Below are 13967 nucleotides of genomic sequence, written 5' to 3' on the forward strand. Positions count from 1 at the left end.
GGGCCGATGAGGCGGTGCCGGGTTTGGGGCATTACTCCGTGGTAGCTCGCAGGCGCCGTTTGATGCGGGCCAGCATCGCCGACATGCCGCGCAGCCGTAGCGGACTGATCAACGCGGCCAGGCCCAACTCCAGGTAGAAGTCGTCGGGGACTGCCAGGATGTCGGCGGCGGGTTGTTCGTCGAGGCCGGCGGCCAGGATCGACGCGAATCCGCGGGTGGTGGGCGCCTCGGCCGGGGCGCTGAAGTACAACCGCACCCGGTTCGGGTCGGCCGCGTCCACGTGCAAAAACAGTGGTGATTGGCATTCGGGGACGGGCTCCATCGCCGCCTCGGCCAGGTCGTCGGGCAGCGCGGGCAGCTCGTCGGCGAACTCCAGCAGCAGTTTCAGCTTGTCCTGCCCCGCAACTTCGGCGAAGTCGGACATCACCTCGGCCAGCGGCGCGGGCAGGCTCATCAGACCGGGACGGCTCCCGGGCTCTCGCCCGCGACGATCGGCACCCGCACCGTGTTACCCCACTCGGTCCACGACCCGTCGTAGTTGCGGACGCCGGGTTTGCCCAGCAGGTAGGTGAGGACGAACCAGGTGTGGCTGGATCGTTCGCCGATGCGGCAGTAGACAACTGGGTTGTCGTCGGGCTGCAGGAACCCGTAGATCTCCTCGAGCTCCTCGCGGCCGCGGAACCGCCCGCTCTCGTCGACCGCCTTGCCCCAGGGGATCGACCGGGCGGTGGGGATGTGCCCGGCCCGCAGCGCGCCCTCTTCGGGGTAGTCGGGCATGTGGGTGCGCTTGCCCGTGTACTCGTCGGGGGAGCGGACGTCGATCAGCGGCTCGTGGCCCAGGATGCCCAGCACGTCGTCCTTGAAGGCGCGGATCGGGGTGTCGTTGCGCACGACGACGGGGTAGCCGGTCGAGGTTTTCGACGGCACCTCCAGGCTGGTGTCGCGACGCTCGGACAGCCAGAGGTCGCGTCCGCCGTTGAGCAGCCGCACGTCGGGATGGCCGAACAAGGTGAAGACCCACAGCGCGTAGGCCGCCCACCAATTGCTCTTGTCGCCGTAGATCACCACGGTGTCGTCGCGGGAGATGCCTTTGCGGTCCATCAATTCCGCGAATTGCTCACCGGTGATGTAGTCGCGGACCCGGGGATCGTTGAGGTCGGTGTGCCAGTCGATCTTGACGGCGCCGGGAATGTGCCCGACGTCGTAGAGCAGGACGTCTTCGTCGGATTCGACGATGGCCAGACCGGGTGAACCCAGGTGGCCGGACAGCCAGTCGGGGGTGACCAGTCGTTCCGGGTGGGCGTACTGCGTCAGGGTCGGGCACGGATCGGGGGGAAGCGGCACAGGTCAAAGCCTACCGTCAGGCCCGCGGGCGCAGACCCGGCCGGGTTTAACGGCCCGGGTGGTTGTCGGCCCACAGGGCCGCAATCGACAGGCCGACCCGGCGTAGCAGTGCGCGAGTCAGCGGCAGGCCGAGTCCGATCACAGCCGACGGGTCGCCGTCGACACCGTCGATGAACCAGCCGCCCAGGCCGTCGAGGGTAAACCCGCCGGCCACTTGCAACGACTCGCCGTTGGCCAGGTAGGCCTCCAGGTCTTCGGGTGACGGATGTCCGAAATGCACTGTGGTGACCGATGTTTGCGCCGCAGAGTCGGTAATTACGTTGTCCTGCAATCGGATTACGCAATGCCCGGTATACAGCTGGCCGGATCGGCCGGCCATCGACTGCCACAATTCGCGGGCCGCGGCGGTGGATTCCGGCTTGCCGCAGAGCCTTCCGTCGAGGTAGAGCATCGAATCACAGCCAATGACAACACAATCCGCTGCGACGCCGCGATCCAGTTCCGTCGCGACCCGTTCAGCCTTGGCCCGGGCCAGCGCGCACACCACCTCGCCGGGGTCGGCGCTGGGAGTAAGCTCGGCGACGAGGCGGTCTTCGTCGACACCTGAGACAACGACGAGCGGCTCAATTCCGGCTTGGCGCAACACTTTTCGGCGGCCGGTCGAAGCCGAGCCGAGTACGACGCGCGTCAATGGCGACGCATGTGTACGCGTTCCTGCAGGGTGATTCGCTGGTAGTTGCTGATCGCGTAGCGCAGCCTGTCGACCGGAAGCCCCCACCGGGTGCTCTCGGACGGCGGCTGCGCGGGTGTGCCCCCGACGCTGCCCAACACCGCCATCAACGCGGCCACCTCCGCGTCGGTGGGGTTGCCCCGCAGGATCTGAATGTGCGGCTCGTGCGGGTGGTCGGCCTCCCCGCTGACTCCGGCGGTCTGTTCGGTCATAGCGGAATGTTCCCGTGCTTCTTCGGCGGCAGGTGGGCGATCTTGCGTTCCATCAGGCGCAGCGCCGTGGCAATGTGGCCGCGGGTATGCGACGGCGGGATGACCGAATCGACGTAGCCACGCTCGGCGGCGACGTACGGGTTCACCAGCGTGTCCTCGTACTCCTGCTGCAACTGCAGCCGCAGCGCGTCGACGTCGCGGCCCTCGGCGGCGGCCTGCTTGAGCTGTTGCCGGTAGACGAACCCGACGGCGCCGGACGCCCCCATCACCGCGATCTGCGCGGTCGGCCAGGCCAGGTTGACGTCGCAGCCCATGTCCTTGGAACCCATCACGCAATAGGCGCCGCCGTAGGCCTTGCGGGTGATGACCGTGATCTTGGGGACGGTGGCCTCGCCGTAGGCGTAGAGCAACTTGGCTCCGCGCCGGATGATGCCGTTGTATTCCTGGCCGGTGCCGGGCAGAAAGCCCGGCACGTCGACCAGCATGATGATCGGGATGTTGAAGCAGTCGCAGGTGCGCACGAACCGGGCGGCCTTCTCCGAGGCGTTGATGTCCAGGCATCCGGCGAACTGGGTGGGTTGGTTGGCCACGATGCCCACCGGTCGGCCGTCGATGCGCCCGAATCCGACGACGATGTTCTGCGCGTAGCCGCCCTGAATCTCCAGGAATTCGTCGTCGTCGAGGATTCGGGTGATCACCTCGTGCATGTCGTAGGGCTGGTTCGGCGAGTCCGGGATCAGGGTGTCCAGCTCGAGGTCCTCCTCGGTGAGGTTGTCCTCGATCGGGCCCTCCGGAATCGGAACCGCGTAACGCGGCGGGTCGGTGAAGTTGTTCGGCGGCAGGTAGCTGAGCAGGTCGCGGACCCACTCGAACGCGTCCTGTTCGCCGGAGGCGACGTAATGCAGCGTGCCCGACTTGGCCATGTGGGTGTGCGCGCCGCCGAGCTCCTCCATCGTGACGTCCTCGCCGGTGACCGTCTTGATGACGTCGGGCCCGGTGATGAACATCTGGCTGGTCTGGTCGACCATGACGACGAAGTCGGTCAGGGCGGGCGAGTAGACGTGCCCACCGGCCGCGGCCCCCATGATCAGCGAGATCTGCGGGATGACACCGGAGGCCAGGATGTTGTTGCGGAAGATGCGGCTGTACAGGCCGAGCGAGACCACACCCTCCTGGATCCGGGCGCCGGCGCCGTCGTTGATGCCGATCAGCGGGCGGCCGGTCTTGATGGCCAGGTCCTGGACCTTGACGATCTTCTCGCCGTAGACCTCGCCGAGGCTGCCGCCGAACACGGTGGCGTCCTGGCTGAAGATGCAGACGTCGCGGCCGTCGATGGTGCCGTAGCCGGTGATCACGCCGTCGCCAAGCGGACGGTTGTTTTCCAGGCCGAAGTTCTTGCTGCGGTGGCGGGCCAGCGCGTCCAGTTCGACGAACGAGTCCTCGTCGAGCAGCGCGAGGATGCGTTCGCGGGCGGTCAGTTTGCCCTTGGCGTGCACCTTCTCGACGGCTTCCGCACCGACCGGGTGCAGCGACTCTTCCCGGCGCTTGTGCAGTTCGGCCAGCTTGCCCGCGGTGGTGTGGATGTCGATGGTGTGCTCGGCAGCGGGTTCCGCTGAATGCCCGGTGTGGTCGGTAACGCTGGTCATGGGAGTCGAGCTTAGCGGCGGGGATAGGCTGCGCTGACTATGGGCACGGTGGAGTGGAGCGACGAATGCGACGTGCTCGTTGCCGGCTCGGGCGGCGGCGGCGTCACCGGGGCTTACACCGCCGCCCGCGAGGGCCTGCGGGTGTTGCTGGTCGAGGCGACCGACAAGTTCGGCGGCACGACGGCCTACTCCGGCGGGGGCGGGGTGTGGTTCCCGTGCAATCCCGTGCTGGTCCGGGCCGGTAACTGGGGCGGTGTCGAGGACACCATCGAGGACGCCCTCACCTACTACCGCGCCGTGGTCGGCGACCGCACTCCGCGCGACCTGCAGGAGACGTTCGTGCGCGGCGGGGCGCCGCTGATCGAGTACCTCGAGCAAGACCCGAACATCAAATTCGTGCCGTTGCCGTGGCCCGACTACTACGGCAAGGCGCCAAAGGCGCGCCTGGACGGTGGGCGCCACATCGCCGCCAAGCCGTTGGCGGTGGCCGCCGCGCCCGAACTGCGGGACGCGATCCGGGGCCCGCTGGACACCGATCGGCTCGGCGTGCCGACACCGGCGGACTACTTTCTCGGTGGCCGTGCCCTGATCGCGCGATTCCTCAAGGCCATCGGGCAGTACCCGAACGCCTCGCTGCGGCGCGACACCGCCCTGGTCGAGTTGGTGCGCTGCGACGGTCGGGTCGCCGGCGCCATCGTCGAGACCGCCGGCAAGCGCCGCGCGATCCGCGCCCGCCGGGGGGTGCTGCTGGCCGCTGGCGGCTTCGAAGCCAACGACGAGCTGCGCCGCCGCTTTGGCGTGCCCGGCGACGCGCGCGACACCATGGGCGGCCCGGGCAGTCGCGGCCTGGCGCTGCAGGCCGGCGTCGCCGTCGGCGCCGACACCGACTTGCTGGATCAGGCGTGGTGGTCACCGGGCCTGACGCACCCCGACGGCCGCTGCGCGTTCGCGCTGTGGTTCACCGGCGGCATCTTCGTCAACCAGGACGGCAACCGGTTCGTCAACGAGTCACAGGCCTACGACCGGGCCGCGCGCGAGATCATCAGGCAACTGCAGGACGGCTCAATAACGTTGCCGTACTGGATGATTTACGACGACCGAGAGGGCGAGGTGCCGCCGGTGAAGGCGCCCAACGTCAGCATCGTCGAAACCGAGAAGTACGTCGCGGCCGGCCTGTGGCACTCCGCGGACACGCTGGAGGAACTGGCCGCCAAGATCGGCGTCGCGGCCCGGCAGCTGGCGGCAACGGTGGCCCGGTTCAACGGGTTCGCCGCCGCCGGCGTCGACGACGACTTCGGCCGCGGGGACGAGGCCTTCGACCGCGCGTTCTCCGGCGGCGCCTCGCCCCTGGTCCCCATCGACCGCCCGCCGTATCACGCGGCTGCGTTCGGCATCTCCGATCTGGGCACCAAGGGCGGGTTGCGGACCGACACCGCGGCGCGGGTTCTGGACGGGTCTGGCCAGCCCATTGCGGGTTTGTACGCGGCGGGTAACACGATGGCCGCGCCCAGCGGGACCGCCTATCCCGGCGGTGGCAACCCGATCGGGACCAGCATGCTGTTCAGCCATCTGGCCGTGCTGGACATGCGCGACCGTCCCGCCTGACCCGTCCGGCGTTCTAGGCTGGGCCCGGTGACCGACCGAGATCGATTTCGTGCCCCGCTGAACGCCGCCGCGTTGCGCGCCGAGTTGATCGGGACCGGATTGGGTTGGCGGCGCCTCGATGTCGTCGAGCAGACCGGCTCCACCAACGCCGATCTGCTGGCCCGCGCGGCGAGCGGCGCCGACGTCGCCGGAGCGGTCCTGATCGCCGAGCATCAGACGGCGGGCCGCGGCCGGCACGGCCGCCGCTGGTCGGCTTCGCCGCGGGCGCAGATCACCATGTCGGTCGCAGTCAGCGTCGTCGACGTTCCGGTGACCGGCTGGGGCTGGTTGCCGCTGGCCACCGGCGTGGCGGTGGTCGACGCCGTGCGTCCGCTGCTGCCGGGAACTGGCGTGCGCCTAGGCCTCAAATGGCCCAACGACGTCCTGGCCGGAGCGGGGGAACCCACCGGCAAGCTGGCCGGAATCCTGGCCGAGGTCGCGCGGCCGGTGGTGGTAATTGGTTTGGGGCTCAACGTAACTCAGTCACCCGACGAGGTCGACGGGCCGGGGGCGACCTCGCTGTTCGACCTGGGGGTGCCCGCTCCCGGTCGGCAACGGCTGGTGGGCGCGGTGTTGCGCGAGCTCGGTGCCCGGATCGTGGCATGGCAGGCCGCCCGCGGTGCCGACTGGCAGCTGGCGGCCGACTACCGCGCGCGCAGCCTGACCCTCGGCGCCCGGGTGCGCGCGCAGCTGCCCGGTGACAAAGAGGTCGTCGGGACCGCCACCGCGATCGACGACCACGGCCGGCTGTGCCTGGAGAGCAAAGGCGAAACCGTCGTCGTTTCCGCTGGTGACGTCGTGCATTTGCGGGGTTAATGTCACCGCATGAGCTATCCCGACAACGCCCTGGCCGCCGGCGAACAGGTCGTCATCCATCGCCACCCGCACTGGAAGCGGCTGATCTGGCCGGTCGTGATCTTCATCCTGGCGACCGGGCTGGCAGCGTTCGGGTCCGGCTACGTCAACTCGACGCATTGGGAACAGACGGCCAAGAACATCGTCCATGGGGTGATCTGGGGGATCTGGCTGCTGGTGGTCGGTTGGCTGACGCTATGGCCGTTCTTGAGTTGGCTCACGACTCATTTCGTCGTCACCAATCGCCGCGTGATGTATCGGCACGGATTACTGACCCGCAGCGGGATTGATATCCCGTTGGCGCGGATTAATAGCGTGGAATTCCGGGACAAGATTTGGGAGCGGATGTTTCGCACCGGGACGCTGATTATCGAGTCGGCGTCACAAGATCCGTTGGAGTTCTACAACATTCCGCGGCTGCGCGAGGTACACGCGCTGCTCTATCACGAGGTCTTCGACACCCTGGGGTCCGAGGAGTCGCCCAGCTGAGCCGCCCGGCTCAATTCCATGCGGCGGCTGGCCCGGTTGCGCCAGGCCCGCAGCAGCGTGACGTTGCCGTCTTCGATCTCGTCTTCGAAGACTTCGGCGATGCCGCCCGCGGTGAGCGCGGACTCGAGCGCCTTGTCGGGGTTGCGGGCGAACTGGTCGGGGAACACCCAGCGGCGAAATGCCCAGAAGCGGAACGCCATCTGCAGCAGATTGCCGATGATGTAGGCCGAGATGAAGTCGGCGATGTTCTCCACCGTCAGCGAGACCGTGGGCTCGCGCAGCTGCAGGACATAGCTGGAAATCCACAGCGGCGCCATGCTCAGCAGCACCCCGACGCCGCTGAAGGCGAAGAACAGCAACGCCTCGTGGTGACGCTCGCGGCCGCCGCGGTCGCGGAAGCTCCACTCCCGGTTCAGCACGTAGGAGGCGATGACGGCGACGATGCCCGCGATGACCTTGGCCGTCACCGGCTTGGTCTCCAGGATCGTCAGCTTGAGGGTGTAGAAAATGGCCGAGTCGATGATGAACGTGGTGCCGCCGACGATGGCAAATTTTATGAATTCGTGGTGGCGCTGTGCATAGGGTTGAAAGGCCTGGGGCAAGCGCGCGATTGTGGCATCGGCGAAGGACACAACACGTGAGTGTACGTAGAGACGCGAAAACGGCGCAAAATGGTACCTAACATTTTTGCGTCGTAGCCGGTCAACCCGCCGCCGCGGGTAGTCGTGACACCATGATGGCCGTGCCGAATACTCGCCCGCCGCAAGCTTCCCCCGTCGTAGCCATGGTCGGCGGCGGCCAACTGGCCCGGATGACCCATCAGGCCGCGATCGCGTTGGGTCAGCGGCTGCGCGTGTTGGCCACCTCCGCAGATGAGCCTGCCGCGCAGGTCAGCCCCGATGTGGTGATCGGTTTGCACACCGATCTCGACGACCTGCGCCGGGTCGCCGACGGCGCCGACGTGCTGACGTTTGACCACGAGCACGTCCCGACGGAGCTGCTGGAGAAGCTGGTCGCCGACGGCGTCAACGTGGCGCCGCCGCCACAGGCGTTGCTGCACGCCCAGGACAAGCTGGTGATGCGCCGCCGGCTGGATGCCCTCGGCGCCGCGGTGCCGCGCTATCTCGGCCTGAACTCCGTGGACCACCTCGACGAGGTGGACGCCTTCGCGCGCCGCGTCGATGCCCCGCTGGTAGTCAAGGCGGCGCGCGGCGGCTACGACGGCCGCGGCGTGCGGCTCGCCCGCGACCTGGCCGACGCCCGCGAGATCACCCGCGCCTACCTGGCCGAGGGTGTGCCGGTGGTGGTCGAGGAGAAAGTGGAACTGCGGCGCGAACTGGCGGCGCTGGTGGCGCGGTCGCCGTTCGGTCAAGGTGCGGCCTGGCCGGTCGTCGAGACGGTGCAGGACGACGGCATCTGCGTGCAGGTGATCGCGCCCGCGCCGAACCTGGCCGACGATGTGGCCGCCGAAGCTCAGCGGCTGGCGCTGCGGCTGGCCGGTGAGCTGGGCGTGGTCGGGGTGCTCGCCGTCGAGCTGTTCGAGACGACGGGCGGCGCGCTGCTGGTCAACGAGCTCGCGATGCGCCCGCACAATTCCGGGCATTGGACCATGGACGGGTCGCGGACCGGCCAGTTCGAACAGCACCTGCGAGCGGTGCTGGACTACCCGCTGGGCGGCACCGACGCGATCGTTCCGGTCACCGTGATGGTCAACGTGCTGGGCGCCGCGCAACGGCCGCAGATGAGCCTGGACGAGCGGCTGCACCACCTGTACGCGCGGATGCCCGACGCCCGGGTGCATCTGTACGGCAAGGCCGAACGTCCCGGCCGCAAGATCGCGCACATCAATTTCCTCGGCGGCGACCCCGCGGAGCTACCGCAACTGCGTGAACGCGGCGAGCTGGCGGCACACTGGTTGGCACACGGGCAGTGGACGGATGGATGGGATCCGCATGAGGAGCGGCGCTAATGACTGATAGGCCTCGCGTCGGGGTGATCATGGGCAGCGACAGCGACTGGTCGGTGATGGCCGACGCAGCCGCGGCGCTCGCCGAGTTCGACATTCCGGCCGAGGTCCGGGTCGTCTCGGCCCACCGCACCCCGGGCGTGATGTTCGACTACGCGCGGGGCGCAGCCGACCGCGGCATCGAGGTGATCATCGCCGGCGCCGGCGGCGCCGCGCACCTGCCCGGCATGGTGGCTTCGGCGACACCGTTGCCGGTGATCGGCGTGCCGGTGCCGCTGGCCCGCCTGGACGGGCTGGACTCGCTACTGTCGATCGTGCAGATGCCCGCCGGGGTGCCGGTCGCCACGGTGTCGATCGGCGGTGCCCGCAACGCCGGCCTGCTGGCGGTGCGGATCCTCGGGTCCGCCGATCCCGCGCTGCGGGCCCGGCTGGTGGCCTTCGCCGACCAACTGGCCGAGAGCGTACGGGCCAAGGATGCGGCCCTGCAGGAGCGTCGAGGTAAAGTTACCCACGAGTAGCTTAAGCGGAGCTAGGACATGAGGAGGCTCTCAACATGGCCGGATGGGCCGGAACCCCGGATTTTGATCTGTTCCAACTGCCCGAGGAGCACCAGGAGTTGCGGGCAGCGATCCGGGCGCTGGCGGAGAAGGAGATCGCCCCGCACGCCGCCGACGTCGACGAGAACTCCCGTTTTCCGCAGGAGGCGCTGGACGCGCTGACCGCGTCGGGCTTCAACGCCGTGCACGTGCCCGAGGAGTACGGCGGTCAGGGTGCCGACTCCGTCGCGGCCTGCATCGTCATCGAGGAGGTCGCCCGTGTCGACACCTCGGCGTCGCTGATCCCGGCGGTGAACAAGCTCGGCACCATGGGCCTGATCCTGCGCGGTTCCGAGGAGCTCAAGAAGCAGGTGCTGCCCTCGATCGCGGACGGCAGCGCGATGGCGTCCTACGCGCTTAGCGAGCGCGAGGCGGGCAGCGACGCGGCCGCGATGCGCACCCGGGCCAAGGCCGACGGCGACGACTGGATTCTCAACGGCGCCAAGTGCTGGATCACCAACGGCGGCAAGTCGACCTGGTACACGGTGATGGCGGTGACCGATCCGGACAAGGGCGCCAACGGCATCTCGTCGTTCATGGTGCACAAGGACGACGAGGGCTTCACCGTGGGCCCGAAGGAACGCAAGCTCGGCATCAAGGGCTCACCGACCACCGAGCTGTACTTCGAGAACTGCCGCATCCCGGGGGATCGGATCATCGGCGAACCCGGCACCGGCTTCAAGACGGCGCTGGCCACCCTCGACCACACCCGCCCCACGATCGGCGCGCAGGCCGTCGGGATCGCCCAGGGCGCGGTGGATGCCGCCATCGCCTACACCAAGGACCGCAAGCAGTTCGGCCGCCCGATCAGCGACAACCAAGGCGTGCAGTTCATGCTGGCCGACATGGCGATGAAGGTGGAGGCTGCCCGGCTGATGGTCTACAGCGCGGCCGCGCGGGCCGAACGCGGCGAATCGAATCTGGGCTTCATCTCGGCGGCGTCGAAGTGCTTTGCCTCCGACGTCGCGATGGAGGTCACGACCGACGCCGTGCAGCTGTTCGGGGGCGCCGGCTACACCATCGACTTCCCCGTCGAACGGATGATGCGTGACGCCAAGATCACCCAAATCTACGAGGGCACCAATCAGATTCAGCGCGTGGTCATGTCGCGGGCGCTGCTGCGCTGAACGCTCGCCCGGGGCCCATTGGTCGCAAACTCAGCCCGGCTAATATCATCGGTCGCTACAACCAAGCTCACGCACGACGGCTGTTCGGGGATGTAGCGGCCGCGTGACACGAGATGAGCAAGGGCACGACTGCGGCGAGGGGTGCGGAATGCTGAGCCCAGTCAGCCCGCCCGCACATTGGCGGGCCTTGTCGCTGCTTTTGGTGGAAGACGACCGGGGCGACGCGGTGCTGGTCGAGGATCTGATCGCCGGCGCGGTCGACGACATCCGGGTGACCTGGGCGCAGTCCATGGCACACGCCGAGCGCGAGCTGGCCGCGGCCCGCCCCGACTGCGTGTTGTTGGATCTGCACCTGCCCGACGCCAATGGCATCGACGCGCTCAACCGCATCGCCGAACGTGATGCGACCGTGCCGATCGTGGTGCTGACCGGTCTCAACGACGAGAACTTCGGTGCCTCCGCGGTCGCGGCCGGGGCGCAGGATTATCTGGTCAAGGGCCGTGTCGAGCCCGAAATGCTGCGTCGTGCCCTGCTTTACGCGATCGAGCGCAAACGAGTCGAGTTGATCGCCGCCGATCTGCATGCCACTCAGCTGCGGGCCCGGGAGAACGCCCTGCTGGAGCGGGGTCTGCTGCCGTCACCGCTGCTGCTGGACAACCCGGGTGTGGAGATCGTCGCCAGGTACCGGCCGAGCCGCGCGGACGCGTTGCTGTGCGGGGACTTCTACGACGTCGTGCAGACACCGGATCGGGTGGTCCACGTTCTGATCGGCGATGTCGCCGGGCACGGCCCGCACGAGGCGGCACTGGGCGCCGCGTTGCGAATCGCTTGGCGTGCACTGACATTCGCGGGCGTACGCACGGGCGAACTGATGCGTCAGCTGGAACGCGTGCTGCACGCCGAACGTAGCGGCAGCGGCATCTTCGCCACGGTCCTGTCCCTCGAGATCGCGCCCGACAGTCCGCGGCTGACCGCGATCCGGGCCGGTCACCCGGGTATGTTGCGGCACGGTGCCCAGACCGTGGAATGGGTGGAGCCGCCGGCCGGACCGGCGTTGGGGCTGCGCGCCGACGACTGGCCGGTGGATGAGCTGGAACTGCCGGTGGGGCAGGGGTTGCTGCTGCTGACCGACGGGCTTTTCGAGGGATATTCCGGCACGGGCAACGAGCGACTTGGGGAGGATGGCTTGCTGACACTCGCGCGTAACTACCCTGGTCTGTCCGGGTCGGCGTTCGTCGACGCGCTCATCGACGGCGCCGAGCAACTCGCCCAGCCGCGCGGTGGTCTCACCGACGACATCGCGGTGGTGCGCGTGGAGCGGACGGCGCCGTGAGCACCCGCTCGGAGCTGCGGGCCCGGCTCACCGTCCGGGGTTGGCTGTTCCTGGTGCTGGTCAGCATGGGCGTGCTGGTGCTCGCCGGCGCGCTGGCGGGTGCGGTTTTGCTGAACCGCAGCGACGACGTGGCGCACAGCCTGAGTGAGGAGATCCAGCCGGCGCGGGTGGCCGCATTCCAATTGCAGGCGGCGCTGCGTGATCAGGAGACCGGTGTGCGCGGTTATGTGATCGCCGCGGACCGGCAGTTCCTCACGCCGTACTACGACGGTCAGCATGCCGAGCATGCGGCGGCCGACGAGCTGCGGCGGCTGCTAGGCGGGCGGGTCGACCTGCTCAACGACCTGGACGCGATCGAACGGGCCGCCGCCGACTGGCGGGTCAGCTCTGCCGAACCGCTGATCACCAACGTGACGCCGAACTCGCCGGGCCTTGCCAACAGCAACGTCGCCGATCGAGGCAAGGCCGAATTCGACAAGCTGCGCGGGCTTTTCGATTCGCAGAACACCGATCTGGCCGCCGCGTCGGCGCAAGCCGCCGACGAATTGGCCGATGTCACCGCGTGGCGGGACCGAGTGCTGGGTGCAGTGGTACTGGTGTTCTTCGGTCTCGCGATCACGCTGGGGGTGACGACCCGGGCCGCGATTACCCGGCCACTCGCGGCGCTGGCCGCGTCGTGCCGGCGCATCACCGAGGGCAGCTTCACCGAGAACATCTCACTTACGCAGGGGCCCAAGGATATCCGCGACATGGCCGTCGACGTCGAGAACATGCGGCAGCGCATCGTGTCCGCGCTCGACATCTCGCGGGCAGCCGAGGCGCGTCTGGATGAGCAGACGATCGAGCTGAAGCGCTCCAACGCCGAACTCGAGCAGTTCGCCTATGTCGCCTCGCACGACCTGCAGGAGCCGCTGCGCAAGGTCGCCTCCTTCTGCCAGTTGCTCGAGAAGCGCTACGGCGACAAGCTCGACGAGCGGGGCATCGAATACATCAACTACGCAGTCGACGGCGCTAAACGCATGCAGGTGCTGATCAGCGACCTGCTGAGCTTTTCCCGAGTCGGGCGGGTGGGCAGCAAGCAAACCGAGGTCGCCCTGGACGCGACGCTGGACGCGGCCGTGTCCAACCTGGAAGCCGCCATCGAGGAATCCAACAGTGAGATCGTGCGGCCCAACCAGCCGCTGCCCCACGTTGTCGGGGACCCCACCCTGTTGACGATGTTGTGGCAGAACCTGATTGGCAACGCGATCAAATTCCGGCACGTCGACCGACCGCCGCGGGTCGTGATCGACTGCGAACTGCGCCCCGATACCAACCACTGGTTGCTGACCGTCTCGGACAACGGCATCGGCATCGCCGAGGAGTTCACCGAAAAGGTGTTCGTCATCTTCCAGCGGCTGCACGGCCGGGAGGTGTATCCGGGCACCGGTGTCGGCTTGGCGCTGGTGAAAAAGATCGTCGAATACCACGACGGTACGGTCCGCATCGATACGACCTACACCGAAGGGACCCGATTCGAGTTCACACTTCCGGTGAGCCCGAGCGTGACCCAATCGACCGCTCTGGAAGGAGCTCATCAGTGACACCAGCCAGCCGGGCGATCGAAATTTTGCTCGTCGAAGACGACCCGGGTGATGAGCTCATCACCCGGGAAGCGTTGGAACACAACAAGTTCCAAAACCGTCTGCACGTCGCGCACGACGGCGAAGAGGGACTTAACTTTCTTTATCGGCGCGGCGGATTCGAGGATGCGCCGCGGCCCGATCTGATCCTGCTGGATCTGAACCTGCCGAAATACGACGGCCGCCAACTGTTGGAAAAGGTCAAGTCCGACGCCGACCTGTCCCGCATCCCGGTGGTGGTGCTAACCACCTCGTCGGCCGAGGAAGACATTCTGCGCAGCTACAAGCTGCACGCCAACGCCTATGTGGCCAAACCCGTTGACCTCGACCAGTTCATCAATGCGGTTCGCCAGATCGACGAGTTCTTCCTGCAGGTCGTCCGGCTGCCGGGCGTCTGAGACGA

At 67.8% G+C, this 13967-nt stretch carries 15 protein-coding genes; 9 read left to right on the forward strand and 6 right to left on the reverse strand.

Annotated features, from left to right (window positions below; genetic code table 11):
• Window positions 1-31 precede the first annotated feature (31 nt).
• From AWC25_RS05920 to AWC25_RS05940, 5 genes are read right to left on the reverse strand one after another with little or no spacing between them, the layout of a single operon-like run.
• Window positions 32-454: a SufE family protein gene (locus AWC25_RS05920; protein ID WP_069399844.1), complete on the reverse strand. Its 423-nt coding sequence runs from the start codon at window positions 452-454 to the stop codon at window positions 32-34.
• Window positions 454-1344, reverse strand: coding sequence for a sulfurtransferase (locus AWC25_RS05925; protein WP_069399843.1), 891 nt, complete (start codon window positions 1342-1344; stop codon window positions 454-456). The genes AWC25_RS05920 and AWC25_RS05925 overlap by 1 nt, the downstream gene beginning before the upstream one ends.
• A gap of 46 nt (window positions 1345-1390) precedes the next feature.
• Window positions 1391-2035 (reverse strand): Maf family protein, encoded by a 645-nt coding sequence (locus AWC25_RS05930; protein ID WP_085166479.1) that lies wholly within the window; start codon window positions 2033-2035, stop codon window positions 1391-1393.
• Window positions 2032-2286 (reverse strand): acyl-CoA carboxylase subunit epsilon, encoded by a 255-nt coding sequence (locus AWC25_RS05935; RefSeq protein WP_069399841.1) that lies wholly within the window; start codon window positions 2284-2286, stop codon window positions 2032-2034. The genes AWC25_RS05930 and AWC25_RS05935 overlap by 4 nt, the downstream gene beginning before the upstream one ends.
• Window positions 2283-3932: an acyl-CoA carboxylase subunit beta gene (locus tag AWC25_RS05940; protein ID WP_069399840.1), complete on the reverse strand. Its 1650-nt coding sequence runs from the start codon at window positions 3930-3932 to the stop codon at window positions 2283-2285. Before AWC25_RS05940 ends, AWC25_RS05935 begins: the two co-directional genes overlap by 4 nt.
• 39 nt (window positions 3933-3971) lie before the next feature.
• On the opposite strand from AWC25_RS05940, the gene AWC25_RS05945 reads away from it, so the two are divergent.
• From AWC25_RS05945 to AWC25_RS05955, 3 genes are read left to right on the forward strand one after another with little or no spacing between them, the layout of a single operon-like run.
• Complete coding sequence (locus tag AWC25_RS05945) at window positions 3972-5537, forward strand: FAD-binding protein (protein ID WP_069399839.1); 1566 nt, start codon at window positions 3972-3974, stop codon at window positions 5535-5537.
• A 27-nt stretch (window positions 5538-5564) separates the two neighbouring features.
• Complete coding sequence (locus AWC25_RS05950) at window positions 5565-6392, forward strand: biotin--[acetyl-CoA-carboxylase] ligase (RefSeq protein WP_085166480.1); 828 nt, start codon at window positions 5565-5567, stop codon at window positions 6390-6392.
• A gap of 9 nt (window positions 6393-6401) precedes the next feature.
• A complete protein-coding gene (locus tag AWC25_RS05955; RefSeq protein WP_069399837.1) occupies window positions 6402-6920 on the forward strand; it encodes a PH domain-containing protein in 519 nt (172 codons plus the stop codon).
• Here the strand turns inward: AWC25_RS05955 and AWC25_RS05960 are convergent.
• Window positions 6875-7552, reverse strand: coding sequence for a GtrA family protein (locus AWC25_RS05960; RefSeq protein ID WP_069399836.1), 678 nt, complete (start codon window positions 7550-7552; stop codon window positions 6875-6877). The genes AWC25_RS05955 and AWC25_RS05960 overlap by 46 nt on opposite strands.
• Window positions 7553-7653: 101 nt before the next feature.
• Here AWC25_RS05960 and AWC25_RS05965 point away from each other — a divergent pair, with 101 nt between their 5' ends.
• The 6 genes from AWC25_RS05965 to AWC25_RS05990 all read left to right on the forward strand — a co-directional run bounded on the left by AWC25_RS05965 (window position 7654) and on the right by AWC25_RS05990 (window position 13962).
• Entirely contained in the window at window positions 7654-8889 is a 1236-nt protein-coding gene (locus AWC25_RS05965) for a 5-(carboxyamino)imidazole ribonucleotide synthase (protein ID WP_085166481.1), read from the forward strand.
• The gene (gene purE, locus AWC25_RS05970; protein WP_069399834.1) at window positions 8889-9404 is read left to right on the forward strand and encodes a 5-(carboxyamino)imidazole ribonucleotide mutase; all 516 of its coding nucleotides are present in this window, start codon (window positions 8889-8891) and stop codon (window positions 9402-9404) included. Before AWC25_RS05965 ends, purE begins: the two co-directional genes overlap by 1 nt.
• Window positions 9405-9439: 35 nt before the next feature.
• Window positions 9440-10609 (forward strand): acyl-CoA dehydrogenase, encoded by a 1170-nt coding sequence (locus tag AWC25_RS05975; protein WP_069399833.1) that lies wholly within the window; start codon window positions 9440-9442, stop codon window positions 10607-10609.
• Between the two features lie 187 nt (window positions 10610-10796).
• Window positions 10797-11942 (forward strand): PP2C family protein-serine/threonine phosphatase, encoded by a 1146-nt coding sequence (locus tag AWC25_RS05980; protein WP_372513553.1) that lies wholly within the window; start codon window positions 10797-10799, stop codon window positions 11940-11942.
• A 65-nt stretch (window positions 11943-12007) separates the two neighbouring features.
• Entirely contained in the window at window positions 12008-13525 is a 1518-nt protein-coding gene (locus AWC25_RS05985; protein WP_084229261.1) for a sensor histidine kinase, read from the forward strand.
• Window positions 13522-13962: a response regulator gene (locus AWC25_RS05990; protein WP_069399830.1), complete on the forward strand. Its 441-nt coding sequence runs from the start codon at window positions 13522-13524 to the stop codon at window positions 13960-13962. The genes AWC25_RS05985 and AWC25_RS05990 overlap by 4 nt, the downstream gene beginning before the upstream one ends.
• Window positions 13963-13967: the final 5 nt, after the last annotated feature.

Source organism: Mycobacterium sherrisii, assembly GCF_002102355.1.
Lineage (GTDB): Bacteria > Actinomycetota > Actinomycetes > Mycobacteriales > Mycobacteriaceae > Mycobacterium > Mycobacterium sherrisii.

Coding starts and splice junctions, on each gene's coding strand:
- AWC25_RS05920 (WP_069399844.1), bottom strand. CDS start 454: ATGAGCCTGCCCGCGCCGCTGGCCGAGGTGATGTCCGACTTCGCCGAA.
- AWC25_RS05935 (WP_069399841.1), bottom strand. CDS start 2,286: ATGACCGAACAGACCGCCGGAGTCAGCGGGGAGGCCGACCACCCGCAC.
- AWC25_RS05940 (WP_069399840.1), bottom strand. CDS start 3,932: ATGACCAGCGTTACCGACCACACCGGGCATTCAGCGGAACCCGCTGCC.
- AWC25_RS05945 (WP_069399839.1), top strand. CDS start 3,972: ATGGGCACGGTGGAGTGGAGCGACGAATGCGACGTGCTCGTTGCCGGC.
- AWC25_RS05955 (WP_069399837.1), top strand. CDS start 6,402: ATGAGCTATCCCGACAACGCCCTGGCCGCCGGCGAACAGGTCGTCATC.
- AWC25_RS05965 (WP_085166481.1), top strand. CDS start 7,654: ATGATGGCCGTGCCGAATACTCGCCCGCCGCAAGCTTCCCCCGTCGTA.
- purE (WP_069399834.1), top strand. CDS start 8,889: ATGACTGATAGGCCTCGCGTCGGGGTGATCATGGGCAGCGACAGCGAC.
- AWC25_RS05975 (WP_069399833.1), top strand. CDS start 9,440: ATGGCCGGATGGGCCGGAACCCCGGATTTTGATCTGTTCCAACTGCCC.
- AWC25_RS05985 (WP_084229261.1), top strand. CDS start 12,008: ATGGGCGTGCTGGTGCTCGCCGGCGCGCTGGCGGGTGCGGTTTTGCTG.